The organism is Enteractinococcus fodinae (genome assembly GCF_031458395.1).
GTDB classification, from domain to species: Bacteria; Actinomycetota; Actinomycetes; order Actinomycetales; family Micrococcaceae; genus Yaniella; species Yaniella fodinae.
Genome location: NZ_JAVDYJ010000001.1, coordinates 1,813,473 through 1,837,627, shown reverse-complemented (window position 1 = coordinate 1,837,627; position 24,155 = coordinate 1,813,473). Strand labels below are relative to the sequence as shown.

Here is a 24,155-nt window from a genome sequence, read left to right as displayed (position 1 = left end):
AGGCGCCGGAATAGTCAGCCAGAGATGACTTCAGACTGGTTGTTATCGTGCAGGAAGTTCGAAGTCGATGTCCGAGCCCTCGGCGGATTCAAGCTCGACCTCCCAGCGTAGTTCGTCGCCGTCCTCGTCGAGTTCGATCTGTTCAAACGTGGCTTCTGGGTGAGCATCGAACGATTCATTCAATGCTGCGGTCACCGTAACAGTAGCCTGCTCGGCCTTGGCAATCTTGTCGTCATCGGTGTCACTGTCGTCTTCAGTAATCTCGCCGCCGGCGGTGACGTCGAGTTCCTGAAGTTCGCTCTCGACCACGATCTCGACTTCATACTGCGCGGTGTCGTCATCATCACGGTCAATACTGACGATGAAACCATCGGCGTATTCTGCTTCTACAGCCGTTACGACATCAAACACCGGATCTCCACCCAGTGGCTCTACATCCTCGGCCTCCGCAGTAGTGTCGCCAGGAGTAGTCTCCTCGGCTGTGGCGGCATCGTCGGTGGCATCTTGCTGCTCACCGTCAGTGGCGCCCTGTTCCGTCTCATTAGGGTCGACTGTTTCGACTTCCTGATCTGGCGGTTGCTGTTCGCCAGCGTCATCGGTAGTACAGGCAGTCATCAAGCCCAGAGCGGCCGCTCCAGCGATCCCGATGAATAGTCTCGATTGGCGAGCGTTGGTATTCGTCAGCATAAAACTCCTAACCTTCGGTGGAATTTTCATTTCATGTTATTTATCGAAGATGGGCCTGAAAAGGTCCAACTAATTCCCAGTGTAACCACGAGTACTTTCAGGTTCGAGACATCACTGCCCACTGATTTGTGCCTACCCGATCATGACGGCTTCAAATACGCCGGCACGTCCGGGACCATTGCTGGTCTTATCCACAGAGATCACGCCGCTGTTGGGTTGTCCAGACCTCCTCGACATAGACTATGGACATGGCAGGACGCATCACTCGGGAATCCATCGATAAGGTACTAGAAGCAACAGACTTGAAAACAGTTGTTGAAGAACACGTCTCACTTCGCACTGCCGGTATCGGCTCGTATAAGGGGCTGTGCCCTTTTCATGATGAACGCTCCCCATCTTTTCATGTCACGCCGTCCAAGGGCTTCTACCACTGCTTCGGTTGCCAAGAATCCGGCGACGCAATCAAGTTCATCATGGAAACCGAACACACCTCGTTTTCCGAAACTGTCGAGCTGCTGGCGGCACGAACCAATATCAGTCTGGAGTACGAGGAAGGTGGCGCTCCTGAACAGCAGACAGTGGCACCCCGACAACGCTTGTTACAAGCGCACCAAATCGCCGACGAATTTTATCAGCAGGCGCTGACCTCTCCGGCGGCCTCCCACGCCCGGGCCTTCCTCCACGAGAAAGGCTTCACGCAACAAGACGCCGAGTTATTCGGGGTGGGATATGCCCCAGACGGGTGGAACGAGCTGCTGTCACATTTACAACAGCGTGGGTTTACCCTAGAGGAGCTCACGGAGACCGGGCTGTTTTCCGAAGGCCGCCGGGGACTCTATGACCGCTTCCGGAACCGGTTGATGTGGCCGATCAAAGACATGACCGACAATACAATCGGCTACGGCGCTCGCCAGCTTGATGAAAACGACAAAGGTCCGAAGTACCTCAACACGCCTGAAACTCCGCTGTATAAGAAATCTCAAGTGCTCTACGGCCTCAACATGGCCAAAAAACACATCGCGCGGGAACGCCAGCTGGTGGTCGTCGAAGGATACACCGATGTCATGGCAGCACATCTTGCCGGCATTCAGACAGCCGTGGCAACTTGCGGGACGGCATTCGGTGAAGGCCACGTCAGGATCGCACGGCGGCTCATCACCGATGACGGCTCTGGCGGGGAAATCATTTTCACGTTCGACGGCGACGAAGCGGGGCAGAAGGCTGCGATGCGTGCCTTCGAATTTGATAACCAAATCGTGGCACAGACTTTTGTCGCGGTAGCTCCTGCGGGACAAGACCCCAACGATTTGCGTCAACACTATGGTGACGAAGCCGTCCGGGAACTCATCAAAGGCCGAACTCCACTTTTTGAGTTCGCTATTCGAACACGGCTCAAAGAATACAATCTTGATTCCGTGGAAGGACGAACAGGTGCGCTGCATTATGCAGCCCCGATCGTCAAAGAAATTCGAGACCCAATCATGCGCGATGGGTACATTCGCGAATTGGCCGGTTGGCTGGGCATGGACGTGGATGTTGTCCATCAAGCAGTTCAACGCGCCACAAAAGCGACCAGCGCTCGGAAACCCGCGGAACCATCTGAGCCGCAGCAGAGTGCAGCCGGGTCTCAGCTGTTCCGGCCGGACTTGCGTGACCCAGTTGCCAGGATGGAAAAAGAGGCGTTGGAAGTTATTTTGCAACGTCCTGAAACGTTGTCCCAGGAACAATGGAAAGCTCTGTACAGCTCTTCATTTAAAGTACCGGTCTATAACGCGATCCAGACGGCGGTATTGGCTGCGGCACGGAACGCTCAAGATACAACCAATTGGGTCCAACACGTCACTGCTGAAGCGCCTGAAGCCCTCTACTCATTCGTCACGGAGCTTGCGGTAGCACCCCTGCCGGCATCATCCGAAGAAGAGGTGATTCGGTATTCGCGTGACATCATGAATCGTCTACTCGAAATGCAGATTACCGAGCAAAAAGCAGAGCTAATCGGTAGGCTTCAGCGGTGGAATTCGCAAGAGGACCCCGAAGGATTCCAGGCCATCCAACAGCGCCTAGTCGAACTCGAAAACCAACGGCGTTTCCTGCGCCCAATTGACTAGTAATCATCGGGGCAGAAAACGCCGTGGTGAAAGCCAAAATTGAATTTCGGCAGGACCTCAAGGGTGTGAAGTTATAGGGGTTGTGGAGTCGCGGTTAAAGAGCCCAAGAGACTGAGTTACCAACCAGCCCAACTGTTGAAGTGGCGTTGCTCTCGCCAGCGCCTTCTACATCAGTGCCGTCATCAGCGGGATCCTCTTGCATTGGATCCTCGGCTGGGTCTTGGTTCGGATCTTCTGCTGGATCCTCCATATTGGGATCCTGAGCGGGTTCCTCTTGCATGCCTGGCTCAGCAGGCTCCTCTTCTGGGGTGGTGTCCTCCGCACAAGCGGTAAACAGCGCAAGTGCAGCGACTCCTGCGAAACCGGCGTACAGCTTGGAACGTTTAGAATTGGTTATCTTAAACACAGGGTTTATCTCCTTCGTTCTGTCAGTTCTTCCGTTGTATGTGGTTTTCAGCGATGGTCCTCGAGAGGTCCAATCTGCCCAAAAGTCTATCGGGTCACACTCATTTTTTGCACCCTCCTGCAATGTGGAGGCCTGCTGGAAACGGCAGGATTCCCCCGATTCGACATCTGGAAAAGGAGTCTGCTATAGTATTCATTTGTTGCCTTCCCCCATAGCTCAACGGCAGAGCACTCGACTGTTAATCGAGGGGTTACTGGTTCGAATCCAGTTGGGGGAGCGAACAGGCCCCGTCCAGTAGGACGGGGCCTTCTGTTTTTCCAGATCCCCTCGGCACGCATGGATCGTTGCGATGGCAGGCAAGGCCGGCGTCGGGGGCTTCAGCGTTTTTCCGCTTTATCTCCTCACCTAAGACGAGATTCCCTCATGGACCACCCAGGCTCAACGGGGGTCTTAGCTGATCCCAGAGAGGGTCGGGGAGGAAAAATTAGGGGCTTCATGACCTTGGTCAACCATTCAGTGCCTGTTCAGAAAGTTCACACAAAACTCTATGGCGCGTAGGCGCGTTTCACACCTCTTTTGGTGTGTATGGTCAGTGCAAAGTCTCAGTCGAAGGACAATTGCTTGGGTGCCCTGGCGTAAGGAAGGCTGGAGACATGTGGATTGGCTGGAATGAATTCGATATTTTGCTCGGCGACGTACACTCCCTGAAATCCAAGCGTTCCGTTGTGAGGCCTATCGTGGCTGAAATTCGAAAACGCTTTCAGATCTCTGTCGCCGAAGTCGAGGACGCAGAACTGTATCAACGCACTCGCATTGGAGTCTCTCTGGTTAGCGGAGATAGAAACCATATCGCAGAGACTCTGCAGAGGGTCGAAGAAGCGGTAGCCCAGCGTCCTGAAATTGAGTTGCTCTCCTCCAAAATGCGCCTTGTGCAGTCCACAGACTTCTAAATCCAAATAGACATTCGAGTTTTAGCGTCTGTCGGCATTCAAAGGTTGCATCAGGCACTACAAAACATCAGGCTAATAAAATAGAGCACGTATATGAGATGGTTGTCCACCGGTTTATACTGGTCAGACAGAGCATCTTAGATTTGACCGCATCACATATGAAGGTAGTGACTAATGACCACCAATGGCGCACGTCAGGTGACGACTAAAACTCGGATGAGTTCGCTGCTTGATTTGCTGGCGACCATCTTCCGGCTAATCCCAAAGCAGCTCAGCGACAACCTGATGCTGGTGAGCGGGCAACTCAAATCTAAGGGGATCCGCACTGGGGCCGGAGTTGGCGTAACGCTCCTTGGCCTGGTCTTTGGCGCAATAACATTTATCGCTCTCGTGGTAGCTTTGATCGGCGCATTTATGACCGAGGCACCGCTGTGGCAAACCTCGCTGTGGGTGGCTCTTGGGGCCTTCGTGCTCATGCTTGTCTTGCTAGGCGTGGGCTTCTTCATCATTCGCTCCAGCTTCCCGCTGGTTTCGCCTGAAATCATTCAGGGTATGAAGCACGATGTCGGTTACATCTTAAAAGGCAACGCTTTCAACCCGGCAGAGTTTGATCGCCTGGAAGAAGAACGACGTCACCAGCGCCAGGTCGAAAAACAGCGGCGTCAAGAGCAAGCGAAACGTGCCAAGAAAGAACACAAGCGTGCGGTACGACGTGGCGAGGCTGCAGATTCGCTTCCGCAAACCGAACCGACAGAAGCTCAGATCCGCCATCGCATGGAGCTTCGTCGTAAACACATGGGTGATATTCGTACAGGCGTGGATGAAAAGACGGATTTGCGCGCTCAGTTCAATACCTTCACAAGGCATGCCACCGGCAAGGTTCCCGCCGACAACGTTGAACAAGCAACCTCCCCGCTTGCAGCTCATCACTCTGCCGCCCGAGCAGGGGAGAAGGTCAACGATGGAGTCGAATACGTCAAAGATCGTTGGCAACCGTTGACCGTTCTTGGCGCTTCAGTGACGACCGCTGCGATATTGTTGCGCCGGCTCCGCCGTCGCTAGGCTCCTGATCCGCTGTGAGCTACTCATCGTTTCGAGGTTTCTATGAAGGGGCGGTCAGCCCAACCACCCGAAGGCAACAGTGATTCAACCATCACCAATAGCTGGCTGACCATCCCCAACGCGGTCACGTTGGCGAGATTCTTGCTGGTGCCAGTCTTCGTATGGTTCATGTTCCACGATGAATATTGGATCGCACTGATCACACTCATCGTGCTGTTCTCAACGGACTGGATCGACGGCTTCCTTGCCCGTATCCTCAACCAGAGATCCACAGTCGGCCAGTGGCTCGACCCGCTGGCGGACCGATTATCACTATGGGTGGTAGTCATTACGGTTGTCTTGTCAGGGTTGGCGCCGTTGTGGCTCATCTTTGCATTGGTGGTTCCAGACCTGCTTTTGGCGGGGGTCATGGCGGTCATTTACGCCGGCAATCCAAAGATGCGAGTCACACTCTTAGGCAAAGCCCGCACGGCAGCCCTGATGGTTGGGGTGCCGTTCTTACTGTTTGCTGAAGCGCCGTTTTTGGAGGACCCGCAAGTCTGGCACACGCTAGCCATTGTGATTCTTGCGGTGGGGGCCCTCGGTCATATCTTGGCAAGCATGGATTACCTTTTCCACGGGATCCAAAATGCGCGCAAGATGCGCAAAGCAAATCTCGATCCGCGCAACAAAACAGACCGCGACACGTTCCTGGAGTCAGTTTAATTCTTTGAGTGCATCAACTGTCTTTGCAGTGAATTCTCGCTACTCCGCCTTTTGGTGGAGCAAAACAGTGTTCTGTGACCTGAACGTGCCCTAGGATCAACACGAAACCAAAGAAAATGAGGAGCTATCAGAACTGTGCCCGAGAACCCAGCCACGCCGTTCCGTGTGCTCATCGCCGCCGACACCTACCCTCCACACGTCAACGGAGCGGCACAGTCATGTTTTCGCCTGGCGACCGAACTCACCGCTCGAGGATATGACGTCCATGTGGTGGCACCGCGTGACACCCCAGGTCCCGACACCGTGGAATACCAACCGGAAGCCACGATTCATCGCTTGAGATCTTATGCCGCACCTACACACGAGTTCTATCGCCTCGTAATGCCCTGGCACGCCAATCGAACAATCGATGATCTGATCGTGCACCTTGCACCAAATGTCGTGCACGCCCAATGTCACTACATGATTGGTGACGCAGCTATCGCGTCCGCTGACCGTCGCCGCATTCGACTGATTTGTACGAACCATTTCATGCCGGAGAACCTGGATCCGTTCATCCCGGGGCCACAATTTTTCAAAAACATTGTGTCCCGACGCTCCTGGTACGACATGGGACGCCTCATGCGCAGAGCAAATATTGTCACCACTCCAACGCCACTATCGGCAAAAAGCATGGGCGAGAATGCACAGCTCGATTATGTCCTCCCGGTCTCCAACGGCATTGATGTCGCAAAATATGAGGCCCAAGCTGATGAACACATCACCCCGCACCCGTATCCGACCGCGTTATTTGTCGGGCGTTTGGCTGTCGAGAAGAATGTTGACGTGTTGCTGAAGGCACTGACCATGACAGACCCAACTCTCGAAATCCACGCTGAAATCATTGGCGACGGCGAACAACGTGACTACTTGCATCGTCTCGCAAGGGATCTGGGAGTCGCTGACCGGGTGCATTTCCGTGGCCTAGTCTCAGACGAAGAGCTGCGTGAAGCCTACCTGCGGGCCGACGTGTTCACCCAGCCGTGCACGGCAGAACTCCAATCGTTGGCCTCGCTAGAAGCCATGAGCGCTTCCACCCCTGTGGTACTGGCGAACGCGTTAGCGTTGCCGCATTTAGTCTCCGAAGGCGTCAACGGGTATCTCTTCGAACCCTATAATGCTCAAGACTTGGCTGAAAAACTCAATCACGTCATTGGAGCTTCAGCCCAACAGCGTCACATGATGGGCGAAGCGTCACACCGATTCGCCTCCAAACACGCATATGGCAACGTTATCGATATCGTCGAAGAAATGTACCGTGGGGCTACGTCAGACGAGGTCGCGGGGATGCTTTCAGGAGCCAACCTGCGCTAGACTATGTGATCGTGCCGCCTGTCGTCCGCCTTCTAGGACTCGGACAAACACGCAGGTGACCACAAGGGGCGTTAGCTCAGTTGGTTAGAGCAGAGGACTCATAATCCTTTGGTCACCGGTTCAAGTCCGGTACGCCCTACTTTTCACGAATGGAGTGAGCATGCGGTTGTTTATGGACGGTCGCTACATCCGGACTGATTATCACGATGGAATCTCGCGGTTCAGCCACTCTCTGATTCATGCGGTAGCACGTATAGCTCCGCCGATCGTGATCATCCATGATCCTGCCCAGCGTGCTCTGCTTCCCGAGAATGTGGAAGTGGTGCAACTGTCATCGCCCACGTCGGTGCTCGAACCGTTAGCGGCCCGACGTCTTAACGCCTATCGGCCGGACGTGGTGTTTTCACCTATGCAGACTATCGGCTCTGTTGGGCGCACGTTTGGCCTCATCTTGACGCTGCATGATCTCATTTACTATCAACACCGGACGCCACCCAAGAACTTGCCGCAATTCATCCGAGGGCTCTGGTACGCCTATCATCTGACCTACTTGCCGCAACGCCTGTTGCTCAACCGTGCCGATGCCGTTGCAACCGTCTCCAAAACGTCCCAGAGACTTATCCGTCAACACCGGCTCACTTCACGGCCGGTCCACGTGATCTCGAATGCACCACCTGAAGTAGAAACACCGCGTGATCCGGCCCAGCGGCGTGCCAAAACACTGGTGTATATGGGCTCTTTTATGGAATATAAAAATGTTGAGCTGCTGATCCAAGCGATGCAACACCTGCCTGCATATCAGTTACATCTGTGCTCTCCTATTCCAGAGACCCGACGGATCCAGCTACTCGACATGGCTCGACGCTACAGTGTCGCCGACGGGCAACTGGTATTCCACGACGGTATTGCTGATGACACGTATCGCCAGTTGTTACGAAGCTGTACCGCATTGGTCACCGCCACGCGCTCTGAGGGGTATGGCTTACCCGTTGCTGAAGCGATGGCAGAGGGCACGCCCGTGGTACTTTCGAATCTTGAAATCTTCGAAGAGATCGCCGGGCTGGACAATCCGGGAGCGTTGTTTATCGATATCGAAGCCAGCAACCCCGCCCGACAATTCGCATCCCAGGTGCTTCGACTAGAAGATGACAGCACATTCGCCGCAGCATCTCGAGGGGCGGTCGAACAGGCTAGGTCGTTTCGGTGGGACCAATCGGCTCGGGATCTGCTCCGCCTGGCCGATGCGATCCATCATCGCCGGACTCGGGGGCCGGTTTATGGCGCCGGCTCAGTGTGAATCGGCCACAGGATCGAGGGTTCAGTCCAACCCAAAAGGAATGCGGGATCTATATATAAGTCGCGCGTCGTTGAACCGATGCGCCAAGCATCCGGCTTTCGAACGCCCCAGTGCACGCACTGCACCTCGCAATGGCTCACCCCCTCGGAGAGTTCGCCCAGCTGTTGACCTTGGCTTACAGTGTCACCGACCTGAAGCTCAGATTCCACAGGTTCAAAGGATGACAAGAGGCCGTTGGCGTGCCGGATCGTGAGGACCGGCCGATCAACCACCATGCCGACAAACGTCACCTCGCCCGCAGCAGGTGCAACGACCTGTGGGGTGGCAGACCGAAGGTCAAGACCCCGATGAGCCGCTGACCAAGGCATCTGGGGATGGATGAAACCATTGACGATATCGGCTTCGTTGGCGTCGACGATCGGCGGTACCCAGCGATCCGTCGTAGACGCCCTTGTTGGCGCGATATCTGAAGCGACAGCCCCAGAGGCCCACCACGCCAGCAAGAGCACGGCATTCAGCAGCAGAACCACCACGGCACAGAGGCCCGACGGGGGACGAGGCGGCGGTGAGGCGAACAATGAAAAGGCGTACATAATGCTAAGTGTGGGCGGTTTCTCCACTGCGCGGTGGGCAACCACCGTGGGTGGGGATATCTCCCATTCCCACCAAGCTGCTGTGGAAAGAGTATGCTAATGAATGTCTGCACATGCATATCGCCCAGTACTTCAACAACGAACGTGCCGGTGAAGGTGAAGGAGCAATCATGGCTGTAGTAACGATGCGTGAACTATTAGAATCTGGTGCGCACTTTGGGCACCAGACCAGTCGGTGGAATCCGAAGATGAAGCGTTTTATTTTCACCGAACGCAACGGTATTTACATCATCGATCTGCAGCAATCCCTGACACTGATTGACCAGGCTTACGAGTTCGTCAAAGAAACCGTGGCTCACGGCGGCAGCATTCTTTTTGCCGGGACGAAAAAACAGGCGCAGGAAGCCATCGCCGAGCAAGCCACTCGAGTCGGAATGCCTTACGTCAACCATCGTTGGTTGGGTGGCATGCTCACCAACTTCGCCACGGTTTCGAAACGCGTCGACCGCATGAAAGAGCTCGAAGAGATCGACTTCGAAGACGTTGCCGGTTCCGGCCACACTAAGAAAGAGCTGCTGCTACTGGAACGTGAACTGCTCAAGTTGCAGGCCAGCCTAGGCGGGATCCGCGATATGACTCGCACCCCCTCGGCCATCTGGGTGGTGGACACCGAAAAGGAACACCTGGCCGTGGACGAGGCAAACAAACTGGGCATCCCGGTCATCGCCATACTGGATACCAACGCCAACCCGGATCGAGTGACCTACCCGATTCCCGGCAACGACGACTCCATTCGCTCCGTGACCTTACTGACTCGCGTCATCGCTGATGCCGTGGCCGAAGGCCTGATGGCCCGCCACGGCCAGGGCGACAACGTCGAACCCATGGCCGAATGGGAACGGGAACTACTGCAAACCGATTCCTCGAGCGGTCCAACCGGAGCAACCGATAAGCTGAAACCGGTGTTATCCGTGCTGCAAGCTGCTGAAGCGGCGTATCCAAACTGCATTCTCGTCGAAGTCGAACAAGAAGATGACGGCGCATCCTACGAGGTTGAGCTCGTCCATGAACAGCAGCTCTACGAACTTGAGGTGACTCCCGACGGCGAGATTACTGTGGATGAGGTCGACTCAGACGATGAAGATATTCAGCGCGCCTCGCAAGTGACGGTCTCACTGCGTGACGCACTGCGCCAAGCCGTTGCTCAACACCAAGGCGCAACATTGGAGTCCATCGAACTCGAAGAGGAAGACGGTTCGCTCTACTGGGAAGTCGAACTCAAAGATGTCCAGGGCGAAGAGGTCGAATTCAAGATCGCGGCTGCAGGTGAGAACCGACAATAGCTCCGAGGCACCACAGCCAACCTTGGGGAATCGTGACGGCATTATGCTCCGGTTGACCTGAGGCATCGGACGTGTGTGGAGCGTCACACCTAGGTAAAATTCGTGTGCGCTATAGGGTATGCTTGACAAAGCAATTGTGTGCCTACCTTGGTGGGTGCTCAGTTGACTACGCGCGTGAGTGTGCAACCAGAGCGTTGCAGTTACACCCGTCGGTCCAGAGGAATCTGGTCAGCGGTGCTTCCCGAACTGTTTCGTACTCACGCTAGGAAGCTGAGAAAATCAGCTGCATACACTAACCGATAACGAGAAGGTTATTCCGCGTGCGGGATAACTTTGAAGGAGCGACCATGTCAGTCGTAACCATGCGTGAAATGCTGGATTCTGGTGTGCACTTCGGCCACCAGACACGTCGTTGGAACCCAAAGATGAAGCGCTTCATCTTCACAGAACGCAACGGCATTTACATTATTGACCTACAGCAATCCCTGTCTTTCATCGACCGCGCATATGAGTTTGTGAAAGAAACCGTCGCACACGGCGGCAGCATTTTGTTCGTAGGAACCAAAAAGCAGGCCCAAGAAGCGATCTCCGAGCAAGCCACACGAGTTGGCATGCCATACGTCAACCATCGTTGGCTGGGCGGTATGCTCACCAACTTTGCCACGGTATCGAAGCGCGTTGACCGCATGAAAGAACTCGAAGAAATCGATTTCGAAGATGTCGCCGGCTCGGGTCACACCAAAAAAGAACTCCTGCTGCTGGAACGCGAACTGCAAAAACTGCAGGCGAACCTCGGCGGTATTCGCAATATGACCCGCACCCCATCGGCTATCTGGGTCATCGACACCAAAAAAGAACACCTTGCTGTCGATGAAGCCAAGAAGCTTGGGATCCCTGTGGTTGCCATCCTGGATACCAACGCTGATCCCGACGATGTGACTTACCCCATCCCAGGCAACGACGATGCGATTCGTTCCGTAGCCTTGCTGACTCGCGTCATTGCTGATGCAGTCGCCGATGGTCTCATGGCCCGCAACCAGGGCAAAGGCGAAACCGGTGCAGAACCAATGGCCGAGTGGGAACGTGAACTGTTGGAATCAGGTCAGACCGAGAGTGCTGATGAAGGAGCCGCTGACACCACTGCTGCTCCAGCAGACGCAGCCACTGTAGAAACCGCAGAACAAGTCGGTGCCACTCCCGAAGGCGAACAGCCAGTGGCAACCGAAGAGTACTAATCCACACCACCACGTTTCGATTTAGAATTGCGGGCCACACCGCAACGAACATCCAAGGAATGGGATATCTGTAATGGCGAATTACACAGTCAAAGACATTCAGGCCCTACGTGAGCGTACTGGCGCCGGCATGATGGACGTCAAAAAGGCCCTCGACGAAGCCGAAGGCGATGTCGATAAGGCGATGGAAATCATCCGCGTCAAAGGTCTGCAAGGTGCCTCCAAACGTGAAGGTCGAGCCGCCGCTGAAGGTCTCATCACCGCCACCGTCAAAGACGGCGTTGGCGTCATGATCGAGATCAACTCCGAAACCGACTTCGTGGCCAAATCCGATAAGTTCATCGAACTGGCTAACACCGTGCTAGAGACCGCTGTGGCCTCAGGTGCCGATAACGTCGATGACCTGCTGGCCGCTGACTACAACGGCAACCCACTGGGCGATTTCGTCAAAGAAGAAGGCGCCCTGCTGGGGGAGAAAGTTGAAGTACGTCGACTGGCCCGCGTCGAAGGCGCATTCGTCGATGCGTACCTGCACAAGACATCAGCTGACCTGCCAGCTCAGGTTGGTGTCCTCATGGCTGTCGATGCTGACTCCGAAGCCGCACAGACGGCAGCCCACGATGTTGCAGTACACGTTGCTGCAATGAGCCCAACCTACCTCTCTCGGGACGAAGTTCCGGAAGAGACCGTCGCCAACGAACGTCGTATCGCCGAAGAGACTGCGCGTGCTGAAGGCAAGCCAGAGCGTGCCATGCAGAACATCATTGAAGGCCGCCTGACCGGTTACTTCAAAGAAGTTGCCCTGCTGGACCAGCCATTTGCTAAAGACACCAAGACCACCGTTGGTGCCGTGCTGGAAGACGCAGGAACGAAAGCGCTGGCTTTCGCCCGGTTCCGTGTTGGAGCCTAACGCGTTTCTAACCGCACCGCAGTGTTTGGAATTGTCTAGGTAATACAACAGCGTTACTACCTATAGCAAGGGGGTGATCACCACACACGGTGATCACCCCCTTCTCATGCCCCCACGATTTCATCGGACCCTCAGGAGCCTTACCGTGTCAGATACTCCCGCCATCAACGTTCCCGGCGGATTACAAGATGGCCCAAGCAACTCAAAACTCGACGCCGTTCACCGTCGCCGCGTCCTGTTGAAACTTTCAGGCGAAGTTTTCGGTGGCGGATCAATTGGGGTAGATCCCAATACGGTGCGAGCCGTAGCAGAGCAGATCGCCCAGGCTGCAGCTCATGTAGAAATCGCCATCGTCGTCGGCGGCGGGAACTTCTTCCGCGGTGCAGAGCTGTCCATCAACGGCATGGATCGCCGGCGGGCAGATTACATGGGCATGCTGGGGACCGTCATGAATGCGCTGGCACTTCAAGATTTCCTGACCCAGGCCGGGGTCGACACACGAGTCCAATCCGCCATCAATATGCACCAGGTAGCAGAACCCTATATCCCGCAGCGCGCAATTCGGCACATGCAAAAGGGCCGTGTCGTGATTTTTGGAGCAGGTACCGGATTACCGTACTTCTCGACCGATACCGTAGCGGCACAACGCGCATTAGAAATCCGTGCCGACCAAGTCCTCATGGCGAAATCCGGTGTCGACGGAGTCTATACGTCCGATCCGAAAGTCGATGCCGAAGCCAAGAAGTTTGACCATCTGACTTATGATGAGGCGATCATCAAAAACATCCGCGTTATGGACCTGACAGCGATGACCATGTGTAAAGATAACAACTTGGACATGCTGGTCTTTGGCATGGAAGGCGATGGAAACGTCACTCGCGCTCTGCTGGGTGAATCCATAGGCACCGTTGTCACACCGTAAATTGCTACACCTCTGCCTGTTTTAGACTAAAGGCACACCCAGAATTCAACGAAGGAGAAGCCATGACCTCATCAGCATTAGCAGACGCCAAAAAGGCGATGGAACGAACCCTAGAAGCAACCCGCGAAGACTTCGCAGCCGTGCGTACCGGACGCGCCAACCCAGGTCTATACGCAAAAGTCTTGGTGGACTACTACGGCAGCCCCACTCCGCTCCAGCAATTGGCCTCATTCGCTGTCCAAGACGCCCGCACCATTTTGATCTCACCATTCGACGTCACCGCACTGCGCGAGATCGAAACAGCACTGTCATCTTCCGAAGTGGGTGCAAACCCGTCCAACGACGGTAAGGTCATCCGCGTTGTGATGCCGGAACTAACGAAAGAGCGCCGTCAAGAATACGTGAAGTTGATCAAATCGAAAGCCGAAGACCACCGGGTCTCGGTACGCAACGCTCGTCGCGCGGCGAAAGAAACCATCGACAAGATGGTCGACGATGGCGACATCGGAGAAGATGATGGACGCCGCGCCGAAAAAGAGCTCGATGAACTGACACGTAAATACGTGGACCAAATCGATGAGATGGCCAAGAACAAAGAAGAAGAACTATTGGAGGTCTAGGCTCTAACAGCCTTTGCTTGCATGTCCACACCAGACCCAAAATCCGAACAGCAGTTTCCGGTCGTGACCCAACTCGATGGGTTTCCTGACCCAGTCAGAGACCCCGAGACGGGCATGATCGTGCCGCAGACCCGCCGGGAACGCCGGGCGCTTGAAGCTGCCCAACAACGGATGCGCGCCCGACGCACTGCCCGACAGCAGCAAGCCCAAGACCAGACCAACGGAATCCCGGATGAAACGACTGAGGATCTAGGTTTAGGATCGGATCCATCCTCCGACCTCGACACCGAAGAGGCCGCGGTGTTGTCCGTCAAAGAAGTTGCGGTTGACGACGATGTTCCCTCACAGCCGCTCCCCGCAGCGCCGTCTGAAGAGCCCGTCTCACGGGCCGGGCGGAATCTACCGGCAGCCATCACGGTTGGCCTGGTGCTATTAGCTGCTGCGGCGCTGGGGATCTTTTGGTCGTCACTCGTCCTGGCGCTGTTGGTAGCGATACTGGTCACCCTGGGAATTTGGGAACTCGCTCAAGTCACCAAAACCAAAAACATCCATCTGGCACTGACACCGGCCTGGGTTGCTGGCCTTGGCATTCCCGCCGCGGCCTGGTTCGGTGGTATCGATGCGATGGTCTTTGCGCTATTTGGCAGTATTCTGCTGAGCGTATTTTGGACTGCAGTGGGGGAGCCGGACCGGCCGGCCGCCTCGATGGCAAGCACCTTACTGTCCATTCTATGGCTACCGTTCTTCCTATCGTTCGGCATCACCTTATTGCAGGAGCCCGACGGGAGTTTCTTGCTGATGACCACGGTCCTCGCGGTGGTGGCCAGTGATACTTTCGGGTATATCGTTGGCGCTACACTGGGCAAACACCGCATGGCGCCGAAGATCTCGCCGAAGAAGTCATGGGAAGGTTTCTTTGGTTCCCTGGTGGGTGCCGTGGGCATTTCAATGCTAGTGACTCACTTCTTCCTCGAGTACCCGTGGTGGGTCGGAAGCATCATCGGAACCGTGCTGATGCTTGCGGCCACAGCCGGTGACTTTGCCGCGTCTATGATCAAACGTGATTTTGGTGTCAAAGATATGGGCACCACACTGCCTGGTCACGGGGGCGTCATGGATCGCTTAGACTCAATCGTGTTTGCCGTACCCGTTGGGTACACCCTGTTCGTGGTCGTGCTGCCACTGATCTTGGGCTAGATCTCAAAGGAAGTATTGTGTCGACTCAAACCCAAACCGCATCACCGTTTCAAACCGTGCAGAAGCGTGAATTCGGATACCATACCGGCCAAGTGGATGAATTCATTACCGCTGCACGAGAGGCCTATGAAACCGAGTCCGGGATCACCGCAGATACCGTGCAAGCAAAGACCTTTGACCTCGTGCGCGGTGGGTACCGCACGGATCAAGTGGATCAAGTCTTAGAACGGCTGGAAGATGCACTGCGTCGTGCAGAACGCGATGAGTTCATCGCCACATATGGTCAACAGGCCTGGGATCTGCAACTGCTGGATCGGTTAGAAGAGCTCAACGGTCGATTGCAGCGCCCGCGCGGAGAAAAGTTCCGCCCCGCCGACCCAAGCGTCCAGGGATATCATGTCGCAGACGTGGAAGTGTGCATGGCCAAAATCACCGGTCACCTTCAAGACGAAGAGCACATTCGCATCGATGACGTTCGAAACGTCACCTTTCGCGCACAAAAAGGCCCTCATGGATACGATGAAGCTCAAGTCGATGCGTTCTTGCTAGCCGTCATTGAACTGCTAGTCGTGCTCGACTAGGAACCATATGACGCTAGTCCTCGCCCTGCTGGGCATTCTCATCATGGTCGTGGGAATCGCCGCCTCCATCGCCTTACACGAAATAGGACATTTGGTCCCGGCCAAACTTTTCAATGTTCGTGTTACCCAATACATGATTGGGTTTGGTAAGACCCTTTGGTCCACGAAAAAAGGTGAGACCGAATACGGCATCAAGGCCATCCCCTTGGGCGGATACGTCTCTATGATCGGGATGCTGCCGGCCAACAAACCCGGGCAACAACCATCCAAAGCTCGCGCACAGTATTTTCAGACGATGGCTCACCAGGCTCGCGAGGACGCTGCCGCCCAACTGACCGAACACGACTCCGGGCGTACGTTCATCTCCCTGCCCGTGTGGAAACGTATCATTATCATGCTGGGCGGCCCCTTCATGAACCTCGTGATCGCGCTCGTGATCACCGCCATCCTCGTGTCCACATTTGGCGTAGCCACACCCACCACCAAAGTGCACGATGTCTTCGAGTGCATGACCGAAACCACCGATGCCAGTGCACTAGATGCCGAATGCGACCCAGACGATGAGCCATCTCCGGCCTGGGAAGCCGGACTGCGACCCGGCGATGAAATCACCCACTTCAATAACCAACCGGTCGACAGCTGGGACGACCTTTCGGCGGCCATCCGGCAGCGCGCGAACACCAATACCACCATCACCTACGTCCGCGATGACGAAGTCATCAACGAAACCATCACCCCGGTACTCACTCAGCGCCCCGTCCTGGATCGGTTTGACCAACCAGTCACTGACAGTAAAGGGCAGCTCGAAACCGCACCGGTGGGTTTCATTGGCATGTCGTCGATGGTAGAAAACCAACAACAGCCAGCAAGCGCCGCATTTACCGTGGTGGGGGACCAAATATCCGGTACGTTCTCGGTTATTACCGTCCTGCCGGTCAAGCTTTGGGAAACCGCTCAGGTGCTCCTGACCGACGGAGAGCGGGACCCGACCGGACCCGTCTCAGTCGTGGGTGTTGGACGGATCGCTGGCGAAGCGGCCGCCCAGCAGGATATCCCCATCGAGGATCGTGCTGCGATGCTGCTATCGCTGATCGCCGGGCTCAATGTAGCCTTGATGGTATTCAACCTCATCCCGCTGCTGCCCCTGGACGGCGGACACGTGGCGGGAGCGTTGTGGGAAGCCCTCCGGCGCGGTTGGGCCAAACTGCGAGGCAAACCGGACCCGGGACCATTTGATATCGCTAAAATGTTCCCGCTCACCATCGTCGTCTTCGGTCTATTGCTGACGATGGGGGTATTGTTGATCGTTGCAGACATTTTCAAACCGGTAACGCTGTTCTAGACGAAAGGGTGACGTTGCGGCACCTGACCCGTACACTTCGTTGGTTACTTGATGCCGAAGACACCGTGGCACAGGCAACCGGTGATACCGTGCGCATTCTGGCCAACTCGGACACCCCAGCCCTGCGTCATCTCATTGAACAACAGCCCGTCACCAATGCCTATGTGCAATCCATTCTGGACACCGGTCGGCGTGCTGGGCCTATCGGCGGATTCGCCCGCGGTATTTTCCTGGGGATTTTTGACCCCCGGGCACCCGATAGGCTGATCGCCGCCTGTTGGGCCGGTGCCAACATCGTGCCGGTGACCGACGACTTTGAAGCCGGCGCGTACTTCGGTCAGGCCCTGAGGGCCCTGAGAGAATACTTCGGTTCGATTTTCGGGCCCCAACACGCCGTCGAAGGTATCTGGGATGCGCTGCGCCACGGCAGGCAAGCAGCCCGCGACATCCGGAAAGATCAGCCCTTCATGACGATCACCGACCAACCAGACGTCGTGGCAAACCCCAAGGTTCGCTTAGCCACCGAAGCTGACTATGCTCGAGTCCTGCCCGCCTCGGTGGCCATGTTTACGGAAGAACTGGGCTATTCGCCTCTGGCCGACGGTTCAAGCGGTTACCGTCTTCGAGTTCGCCAACTGATCGCCAAGGGCCACACTCTGATTGAACCGGGCTCCGAAGATATCACGTTCAAGGCCGACCTGGGCATTGTCACCCGTTCCGCAGTGCAAATACAAGGCGTCTGGGTGGCTCCGGCAGCTCGCGGTCAAGGCCGTGCTGCACCAGCGATGGCAGCGGTGGTCAATCATGCACTAGGCCTTGCTCCCGTGGTGTGCCTCTACGTCAATGATTTCAACACGGCCGCCATCCGCACCTACCAACGCGTCGGATTTGAAACCGTCGATCGCTTCGCGACCGTATTATTCTAAACAGTACGAAGGAAAGGCAGGCATGGGCAGGCAACTTCTGGTGCTCGGTGCGGTGACAGCCCTGGTATTGACCGGCTGTTCACAGCCGCGCGAGTCTTCCTCGGTCGACGTCACCCCGCCTCCGGAAGTGGAAGTGCCTACTCAAACCATCTTCTATGAGGCTATCCAAGCGGCCCTAGGCGAGGAGGCAATCATCTCCACCGGGCAGCCCGCCATCGAAGCTCTCAATAGTGCGGCAGCCGAAATCGCCCAGTACGCACCGGAACCTGCTGAGTGCGCGGGGACCATTGACCCAGAGTTTTACACCACCACCGAGGTGGCGATGGGATTTCACTCACAATCTGGCGAGGACGCACAGCATAGCGCCCAAACCATCGTCGCAGCCGACCTTGAAACCGCCGATGACGCGAGCGCATACTTTGGGGCACGAACCGATCCCTGGGTGGAATGTCCCTCGGTCGACCTGACCATTGATGACACCAATGTCCTCACCTTGCACTACGAGGCCTCGACCTTTGCCGACACCACAGACCTATCAGTGCCCGAGATCATGACTCAAGCAGACCAAGACATGGTCCTAACATCGGCTGGAGAATTATCGGCTGCGTTTGAATCCTCAGATACCACGGTTCCAAATCCCGGAGGTCTGCCGGATTACGTCATCTCACCCGATGAGATTCCAGAACCCGAACCTGAACACATCTCAGTGACCAACGCCACCGTCGTGGCACGCTTTGACAGTCACGTCTACTGGGTCACAGTGGAGCCCGGAGAACGTCTGAACGAAGCGATCACCATGTTGGCCGAGGTTGTAGAAATGGTGCAAGACGAACTGTGAAACCTGCCGCTCTGCTATTGCTCCTTGCCGTGTTGGGCCTGACTGCTTGTACCGATCAACCGGTCGAACCTGAACCTGCACCCACTGCCACGGTGACTGAAACCGTGACAGCTGATCCCGCCGATCAGTTGCCCTCGGAAGATGAGCTCACTGATGCCATTGCCACCGTCATGGGCGCCTCCGACCCAGCACAGCTGCCCCAGGGTGCTGCAGCCCTCGATGAATTATCCGCGGTGCTCACCGCAGAGGGTGACGAAGATGACCAGTCAGATGGTGCGCAAGACACCAACTCGTGTCCTGCGGCGTTCGAAACCCAACCTGAGATTGCCGGTTACGGTCTAGCCGCAGCCCAAGACGAAGACACCGCAGACGACCAAGAGGAAACGACCGGTCTAGCTGCCCTGGGTTTTGAATCCCCCGAACGTGCCACCGCGCTCACGGACGAAATCCAAGATTTCGCTCAAACCTGCGAAGGGTACGAAATCCAGCCACTGACCCACCACACCGATGAAGCATTTCAAATCCGTGTCACCCCCGCCGACGAACCGAGCACATCGGTAGTACTGGTTCGCAACACCACCTGGGTCTATGCAGTTGCCTCGACCCCGGCCACAGACGTGGGCTTGGCGCTGACTCTGATCGATCAGCTCGAAGAAACGCTGCGGTAGAATACTTGCCAGATAACCACCGACCACCCTTCTTGAATGGAGCCCTCACAGTGCCATTGCGCATGTCCACACTATTTCTTCGCACCCTGCGAGATGATCCGGCCGATGCCGAAGTAGCCAGCCACAAACTGCTTGTCCGTGCCGGTTACATTCGTCGAGCCGCACCGGGTGGTTACACCTGGTTACCTCTTGGACTGCGCGTCAAAAACAAGGTGGAAAACATTGTTCGAGAAGAGATGAACGCCATCGGCGGGCAGGAAGTGCACTTCCCAGCTCTTTTGCCCAAGGAACCTTACGAGGCCACTGGGCGGTGGGAAGACTACGGCGACGGCATTTTCCGCCTACAAGATCGCTCGGGTGCGGACTTCTTGCTGGCACCCACCCACGAAGAACTCTTCACTTTGTTAGTCAAAGACCACTACTCGTCGTATAAAGATCTGCCGGTATATCTCTATCAGATCCAAACGAAATACCGTGACGAAGCCCGCCCGCGAGCTGGTCTACTGCGAGTTCGTGAATTCATCATGAAAGACTCGTATTCCTTCACGATCGACGATGCTGGCCTGGATGAAGCCTACGAGAAACACCGCGAAGCCTACGTGCGCATCTTTGAGCGCCTCGGTTTAGACGTGGTTGCCGTGGAAGCCATGGCCGGTGCCATGGGTGGGTCCCGTTCAGAAGAGTTCTTGCACCCCTCCGCAGCAGGGGAGGACACCTTCGTTGAATCACCCGGCGGCTACCGAGCCAATGTCGAAGCCGTCTCAACGGTGGTTCCTGACGCCATCGACTACACCGATGCAGCTGCTCCAGAAGTCAAAGACACCCCCGCCTCCACTACGATTGCCGCGCTGGTAGAAGTAGCCAATGACCTGGCACCCAAAGAAACGGGTCAGTGGCAGGCGCACGAGACACTAAAATGTGTCGTCCTGACCGCGGTGCTAGACGGAGATGAACGGCAAGTATTTGTCGTAGCCGTGCCCGGGGACCGTGACGTCGACATCAAACGCCTCGAAGCTTCCATTGGTGAAGCACTGGGTGTGACCGGTGAACCGTCAGTAGAGCCGGCCACCGAAGACGACATCGCCAAACACGCGCAACTTGTGCCAGGCTATATCGGCCCCACGGCATTCAACGCCGGACAAGTCCAGCAAATGCTGGGCACCGAGTCGCAGACCGGGATCCCGTTTTTCGTCGACCCACGGATCGTTCCGGGGAGCACGTGGATCACCGGAGCCAACGATGACCAACAACACGTCTTTGGATTGGTCGCAGAACGCGACTTCAGCTGGGACGGCGTGCTGGAGGCCACCGCGGTCCAAGATGGCGACCCGGCACCAGATGGTTCGGGACCGCTAGCTACCCGCCGGGGTATGGAAATGGGCCACATCTTCCAGTTAGGCCGTAAGTACGCTGAAGCACTAGGACTCAAAGTGCTCGACGAAAATGGGAAACAAGTCGTCGTGACCATGGGCTCCTACGGTATCGGCATTTCGCGTGCCGTCGCAGCGCTGGCCGAAGCCCATCATGATGAACAGGGTTTGATTTGGCCAATCAACGTCGCACCTGCCCACGTTCACATTGTGGCCACCGGTAAAGACGACAGTATCTTTGAGACCGCCGAAGAGTTTGCCACCAAACTCGAAGCCGCAGGCATCGAGGTATTACTGGATGATCGCAGAAAAGCACATGCGGGAGAAAAATTCTCCGATGCGGAACTGCTCGGCGTACCCATCCACCTCATCGTGGGACGAGGGTTAGCCAAAGGCACGGTCGAACTCAAAGACCGGTTCGCCGCTACCCGCGAAGATCTTGCGGTAGATGATGCACTGGAGCACTTGACCAATCTCGTGCACAGCTACCAGAACCGTTAGATACCCGTTGTGGTTGCCGGGCGATGGCCACTCGCCCGGCCATCAGGGTACGTTTAGCTGGTAAACGTAAAAGGCGATTTGCCAGGCTGCCAAGTGGCCTCCCAGCTGATCACTTGCCATAAACCGGCTAGGGCTAATTCACGTTCCGGTGCGGTCTCGGCTAACAGGTACAGCTGGGACCACTCGTCCAACAAATTATCTGAGACCTTCACCATATGGCCGAGGCTCATCCCGTCGGCGCGGCGTAACGTGTCGGATAACACAAAGGTCACCGGCACCCCCGGTTCGCACTCCGGTGGGAACAGTCGCGTGAGGGCTAGTGCGCTATCGTGGGCTTGCGATTGCTGGGCACGCCACAATGCCGTATCGACGACTCGGGCTCCTGCGACCGTAGAAAAGTAATCAACCCCATGCAGCTGGATAGTCGCATGTTCCAATGCCTGGGCGTAACGCGAACCACACGAGACCGGTTCACTGCTGACTACGGCATCCGGAATAGTTTGGACATGCGGTGGTGTTGTAGCAGAAGCAGCAGATATCCGCAGAACTCTGACGAGATGTTCAATGTGCTGTGAAGCGGTCAACTCGCTGGATTCCTCGGTGACACTATCGCTGCTTCGGACCAGACTGGTGGCCAGCCACGTGCCGAGTCCCACAAGCGCAATAAGCACGATTGCAGTGATGACCCCAGGCCACATCGGACGGCGGGGTGCCACACCTTGTCGGATCGAATCGTCATACTTCACATCACGTTATTGTGTCATAGTTCCACCGAACACCACTCGGACCGGGCCGAGGTTGGTACAAATGTCTATACAACGCACTGCTAGGAGTACATCACCGCGCTATGGTCAACCGTCGTAGTTTCGCTCAACACGTCCATGAATCACGCCCCGCCGTGTCGGAGTTAGATCCGATCCAGCGGTCTGAGCTCCAGTCGCTGATCGGGGCCGTGGTGGAGGGCCAGGGGCTCTGGTGTGAAGAAGTCGTGCTGGGAGGTCAGCCAGGGGACCGAGTCCTTTCTGTCGTCGTAGACCGTATCGACGACCAGGACGGCATCAGCCTTGACACCATCGGGGTAATAACCCAAGAAGTTTCGGCCGCGCTTGATGCCGAAGGCGATGCGATCCCGGAACTCGGCTCGCAATCGTACACGCTGGAGGTCACAACACCCGGTACCGACCGACCACTGGTGCGCAAACATCACTGGGAGAAAAATCTCGGACGTGTGGTCAATGTTCGAATTGATGACCAGGAAGCCACGGACGCCAAAATTCACGATGTCGATGCTGAGGGTGTCGAGCTGTCGATCATCACTCCGGGTGCGAAAAAAGGTATGCCCGCTAAGTACGCCAAGCCCGAGCACTATTCCTACGAGCGGCTGTCGAATGCCATCGTCCAAGTTCAGCTAAAATAGCCTAGAAACTCTGGCCCCGGTCAGCTATAACTGCACCACATAACAGAATCACAAGTGAATGACCCCTGGAGGACCCCTGGTGGATATCGATATTTCCCTGCTGCGCATGCTTGAGACGGAACATGAATTTCCGTTGGATCAACTGATCTCAACAATCGAGCAAGCACTGCTGCTGGCCTACCATAAATCTCCCGGCGCGATCCCACAAGCCCGAGCCGAAGTAGACACCAAAACTGGCAAAGTCACCATTTGGGCAGTCGAATACGGGGATAATGACGAGCCGATTGGCGAATTCGATGACACCCCATCAGGGTTTGACCGGATCGCTGCCTCGACCGCCCGACAGGTGATTGTGCAGCGCCTTCGCGATGCTGAAGATGATCAAGTGCTGGGGGAGTTCCGGGACAAACAGGATCAGGTCATCTCGGGCGTGATCCAACAGGGTAACAACCCGCATATGATTCAGGTAGATCTGGGCAGTGTCGAAGGTGTTCTTCCACCGGCAGAACAAGTCCCTGGCGAAGACTATTCACACGGCACCCGGTTGCGTTCCTACGTTGTGTCCGTGACTCGTGGCAATAAGGGTCCGTCCATCACCTTGTCGCGTTCCCACCCGGGACTGGTCCGTAAACTGTTTGAGTTCGAAGTGCCAGAAATCGCCAACGGCAGTGTCGAGATCGCCGCGATCGCTCGGGAAGCTGGACACCGCACCAAGATCGCGGTGAAAGCCAATGAACCCGGTATCAACGCCAAAGGTGCTTGCATTGGCGAAATGGGCAGCCGTGTCAGAGCGGTCATGACCGAGCTCAACGACGAGAAGATCGACATCGTTGACTACTCAGAAGATCCCGCTGCGTTTATCACCGCAGCCCTATCCCCATCAAAGGTCGTCAAAGTCTTTGGAGTGGATGAAGCAACTCGTTCAGCCTCCGTTGTCGTACCTGATTATCAACTGTCTCTTGCCATTGGCAAAGAAGGACAGAACGCCCGACTGGCCGCAAAACTGACCGGATGGCGCATCGACATCATGGGAGAGACGGTCTACGAACAGCAAAGAGGCGCTGAAGCGGCTCCAGAGGCTTAGCTCCTTTGGCGTCAACCAGGCGCTTTGCGTTAGACTATTA

At 56.0% G+C, this 24,155-nt stretch carries 24 protein-coding genes, 2 tRNA genes and 1 pseudogene; 23 read left to right on the top strand and 4 right to left on the bottom strand.

Annotated elements, in window-relative coordinates:
• Positions 1–42: 42 nt before the first annotated feature.
• A complete protein-coding gene (locus tag J2S62_RS08555) occupies positions 43–687 on the bottom strand; it encodes a hypothetical protein (RefSeq protein ID WP_310173659.1) in 645 nt (214 codons plus the stop codon).
• Between the two features lie 248 nt (positions 688–935).
• On the opposite strand from J2S62_RS08555, the gene dnaG reads away from it, so the two are divergent.
• Complete coding sequence (gene dnaG, locus J2S62_RS08550) at positions 936–2,795, top strand: DNA primase (RefSeq protein WP_310173657.1); 1,860 nt, start codon at positions 936–938, stop codon at positions 2,793–2,795.
• A gap of 94 nt (positions 2,796–2,889) precedes the next feature.
• Here dnaG and J2S62_RS08545 read toward each other — a convergent pair whose 3' ends face one another.
• The gene (locus tag J2S62_RS08545) at positions 2,890–3,201 is read right to left on the bottom strand and encodes a hypothetical protein (RefSeq protein ID WP_310173655.1); all 312 of its coding nucleotides are present in this window, start codon (positions 3,199–3,201) and stop codon (positions 2,890–2,892) included.
• 205 nt (positions 3,202–3,406) lie between these two features.
• Here J2S62_RS08545 and J2S62_RS08540 point away from each other — a divergent pair.
• The 7 genes from J2S62_RS08540 (at position 3,407) to J2S62_RS08510 (ending at position 8,568) form a co-directional block, all read left to right on the top strand.
• Positions 3,407–3,478, top strand: a tRNA-Asn gene (locus J2S62_RS08540).
• A gap of 376 nt (positions 3,479–3,854) precedes the next feature.
• Positions 3,855–4,151, top strand: coding sequence for a DUF503 domain-containing protein (locus J2S62_RS08535; RefSeq protein WP_310173652.1), 297 nt, complete (start codon positions 3,855–3,857; stop codon positions 4,149–4,151).
• A gap of 174 nt (positions 4,152–4,325) precedes the next feature.
• On the top strand, positions 4,326–5,213 hold the full coding sequence (locus J2S62_RS08530) for a phage holin family protein (protein WP_310173649.1): 888 nt from the start codon (positions 4,326–4,328) through the stop codon (positions 5,211–5,213).
• Between the two features lie 42 nt (positions 5,214–5,255).
• Positions 5,256–5,918, top strand: coding sequence for a CDP-alcohol phosphatidyltransferase family protein (locus J2S62_RS08525; RefSeq protein WP_310173646.1), 663 nt, complete (start codon positions 5,256–5,258; stop codon positions 5,916–5,918).
• Positions 5,919–6,053: 135 nt separating this feature from the next.
• The gene (locus J2S62_RS08520; protein ID WP_310173644.1) at positions 6,054–7,271 is read left to right on the top strand and encodes a glycosyltransferase; all 1,218 of its coding nucleotides are present in this window, start codon (positions 6,054–6,056) and stop codon (positions 7,269–7,271) included.
• 65 nt (positions 7,272–7,336) lie between these two features.
• Positions 7,337–7,410 (top strand) — tRNA-Ile (locus J2S62_RS08515).
• Between the two features lie 21 nt (positions 7,411–7,431).
• On the top strand, positions 7,432–8,568 hold the full coding sequence (locus J2S62_RS08510) for a glycosyltransferase (protein WP_310173641.1): 1,137 nt from the start codon (positions 7,432–7,434) through the stop codon (positions 8,566–8,568).
• On the opposite strand, the gene J2S62_RS08505 is transcribed toward J2S62_RS08510, so the two are convergent.
• Positions 8,547–9,161, bottom strand: a complete 615-nt coding sequence (locus J2S62_RS08505) for a M23 family metallopeptidase (RefSeq protein WP_310173638.1) — start codon at positions 9,159–9,161, stop codon at positions 8,547–8,549. The two genes, J2S62_RS08510 and J2S62_RS08505, sit on opposite strands and share 22 nt — an antisense overlap.
• Positions 9,162–9,331: 170 nt before the next feature.
• Here J2S62_RS08505 and rpsB (J2S62_RS08500) point away from each other — a divergent pair.
• The 13 genes and pseudogenes from rpsB (J2S62_RS08500) to J2S62_RS08440 all read left to right on the top strand — a co-directional run.
• Positions 9,332–10,075: pseudogene (gene rpsB / locus J2S62_RS08500) on the top strand (30S ribosomal protein S2); the annotation flags it as partial.
• Positions 10,076–10,123: 48 nt separating this feature from the next.
• Positions 10,124–10,504, top strand: coding sequence for a PepSY domain-containing protein (locus J2S62_RS08495; protein ID WP_407650011.1), 381 nt, complete (start codon positions 10,124–10,126; stop codon positions 10,502–10,504).
• A gap of 347 nt (positions 10,505–10,851) precedes the next feature.
• The gene (gene rpsB, locus J2S62_RS08490) at positions 10,852–11,739 is read left to right on the top strand and encodes a 30S ribosomal protein S2 (RefSeq protein WP_310173635.1); all 888 of its coding nucleotides are present in this window, start codon (positions 10,852–10,854) and stop codon (positions 11,737–11,739) included.
• 73 nt (positions 11,740–11,812) lie between these two features.
• On the top strand, positions 11,813–12,649 hold the full coding sequence (tsf, locus tag J2S62_RS08485; RefSeq protein WP_310173632.1) for a translation elongation factor Ts: 837 nt from the start codon (positions 11,813–11,815) through the stop codon (positions 12,647–12,649).
• Positions 12,650–12,794: 145 nt separating this feature from the next.
• Complete coding sequence (gene pyrH, locus J2S62_RS08480) at positions 12,795–13,571, top strand: UMP kinase (RefSeq protein WP_407649934.1); 777 nt, start codon at positions 12,795–12,797, stop codon at positions 13,569–13,571.
• A gap of 62 nt (positions 13,572–13,633) precedes the next feature.
• Positions 13,634–14,191, top strand: coding sequence for a ribosome recycling factor (frr, locus tag J2S62_RS08475; RefSeq protein ID WP_310173629.1), 558 nt, complete (start codon positions 13,634–13,636; stop codon positions 14,189–14,191).
• Positions 14,192–14,212: 21 nt separating this feature from the next.
• Positions 14,213–15,388 carry a phosphatidate cytidylyltransferase gene (locus tag J2S62_RS08470; protein WP_310173626.1) on the top strand — a complete coding sequence of 392 codons (1,176 nt, stop codon included), beginning with the start codon at positions 14,213–14,215 and terminating at the stop codon, positions 15,386–15,388.
• A 17-nt stretch (positions 15,389–15,405) separates the two neighbouring features.
• Positions 15,406–15,969, top strand: coding sequence for a DivIVA domain-containing protein (locus tag J2S62_RS08465; RefSeq protein WP_310173623.1), 564 nt, complete (start codon positions 15,406–15,408; stop codon positions 15,967–15,969).
• Positions 15,970–15,976: 7 nt separating this feature from the next.
• Positions 15,977–17,311, top strand: coding sequence for a M50 family metallopeptidase (locus tag J2S62_RS08460; protein ID WP_310173619.1), 1,335 nt, complete (start codon positions 15,977–15,979; stop codon positions 17,309–17,311).
• An 8-nt stretch (positions 17,312–17,319) separates the two neighbouring features.
• Complete coding sequence (locus J2S62_RS08455) at positions 17,320–18,237, top strand: GNAT family N-acetyltransferase (RefSeq protein ID WP_310173616.1); 918 nt, start codon at positions 17,320–17,322, stop codon at positions 18,235–18,237.
• A 22-nt stretch (positions 18,238–18,259) separates the two neighbouring features.
• The gene (locus tag J2S62_RS08450) at positions 18,260–19,075 is read left to right on the top strand and encodes a hypothetical protein (RefSeq protein WP_310173612.1); all 816 of its coding nucleotides are present in this window, start codon (positions 18,260–18,262) and stop codon (positions 19,073–19,075) included.
• Complete coding sequence (locus tag J2S62_RS08445; protein ID WP_310173610.1) at positions 19,072–19,743, top strand: hypothetical protein; 672 nt, start codon at positions 19,072–19,074, stop codon at positions 19,741–19,743. The genes J2S62_RS08450 and J2S62_RS08445 overlap by 4 nt, the downstream gene beginning before the upstream one ends.
• A gap of 50 nt (positions 19,744–19,793) precedes the next feature.
• A complete protein-coding gene (locus J2S62_RS08440) occupies positions 19,794–21,614 on the top strand; it encodes a proline--tRNA ligase (protein WP_310173606.1) in 1,821 nt (606 codons plus the stop codon).
• A gap of 53 nt (positions 21,615–21,667) precedes the next feature.
• Here J2S62_RS08440 and J2S62_RS08435 read toward each other — a convergent pair whose 3' ends face one another.
• Complete coding sequence (locus tag J2S62_RS08435; RefSeq protein WP_310173604.1) at positions 21,668–22,360, bottom strand: hypothetical protein; 693 nt, start codon at positions 22,358–22,360, stop codon at positions 21,668–21,670.
• Between the two features lie 101 nt (positions 22,361–22,461).
• Between J2S62_RS08435 and J2S62_RS08430 the strand changes: the two genes are divergently transcribed.
• Positions 22,462–23,031, top strand: a complete 570-nt coding sequence (locus J2S62_RS08430) for an LSm family protein (protein WP_310173600.1) — start codon at positions 22,462–22,464, stop codon at positions 23,029–23,031.
• 79 nt (positions 23,032–23,110) lie between these two features.
• Positions 23,111–24,115, top strand: coding sequence for a transcription termination factor NusA (gene nusA, locus J2S62_RS08425; protein ID WP_310175805.1), 1,005 nt, complete (start codon positions 23,111–23,113; stop codon positions 24,113–24,115).
• Positions 24,116–24,155 lie beyond the last annotated feature (40 nt).

Bases quoted from the DNA above. Each gene is read 5' to 3' on its own strand.
- J2S62_RS08555 (WP_310173659.1), bottom strand. From the start codon at position 687: ATGCTGACGAATACCAACGCTCGCCAATCGAGACTATTCATCGGGATC.
- dnaG (WP_310173657.1), top strand. From the start codon at position 936: ATGGCAGGACGCATCACTCGGGAATCCATCGATAAGGTACTAGAAGCA.
- J2S62_RS08535 (WP_310173652.1), top strand. From the start codon at position 3,855: ATGTGGATTGGCTGGAATGAATTCGATATTTTGCTCGGCGACGTACAC.
- J2S62_RS08530 (WP_310173649.1), top strand. From the start codon at position 4,326: ATGACCACCAATGGCGCACGTCAGGTGACGACTAAAACTCGGATGAGT.
- J2S62_RS08525 (WP_310173646.1), top strand. From the start codon at position 5,256: ATGAAGGGGCGGTCAGCCCAACCACCCGAAGGCAACAGTGATTCAACC.
- J2S62_RS08510 (WP_310173641.1), top strand. From the start codon at position 7,432: ATGCGGTTGTTTATGGACGGTCGCTACATCCGGACTGATTATCACGAT.
- J2S62_RS08505 (WP_310173638.1), bottom strand. From the start codon at position 9,161: ATGTACGCCTTTTCATTGTTCGCCTCACCGCCGCCTCGTCCCCCGTCG.
- rpsB (WP_310173635.1), top strand. From the start codon at position 10,852: ATGTCAGTCGTAACCATGCGTGAAATGCTGGATTCTGGTGTGCACTTC.
- tsf (WP_310173632.1), top strand. From the start codon at position 11,813: ATGGCGAATTACACAGTCAAAGACATTCAGGCCCTACGTGAGCGTACT.
- frr (WP_310173629.1), top strand. From the start codon at position 13,634: ATGACCTCATCAGCATTAGCAGACGCCAAAAAGGCGATGGAACGAACC.
- J2S62_RS08470 (WP_310173626.1), top strand. From the start codon at position 14,213: ATGTCCACACCAGACCCAAAATCCGAACAGCAGTTTCCGGTCGTGACC.
- J2S62_RS08460 (WP_310173619.1), top strand. From the start codon at position 15,977: ATGACGCTAGTCCTCGCCCTGCTGGGCATTCTCATCATGGTCGTGGGA.
- J2S62_RS08450 (WP_310173612.1), top strand. From the start codon at position 18,260: ATGGGCAGGCAACTTCTGGTGCTCGGTGCGGTGACAGCCCTGGTATTG.
- J2S62_RS08430 (WP_310173600.1), top strand. From the start codon at position 22,462: ATGGTCAACCGTCGTAGTTTCGCTCAACACGTCCATGAATCACGCCCC.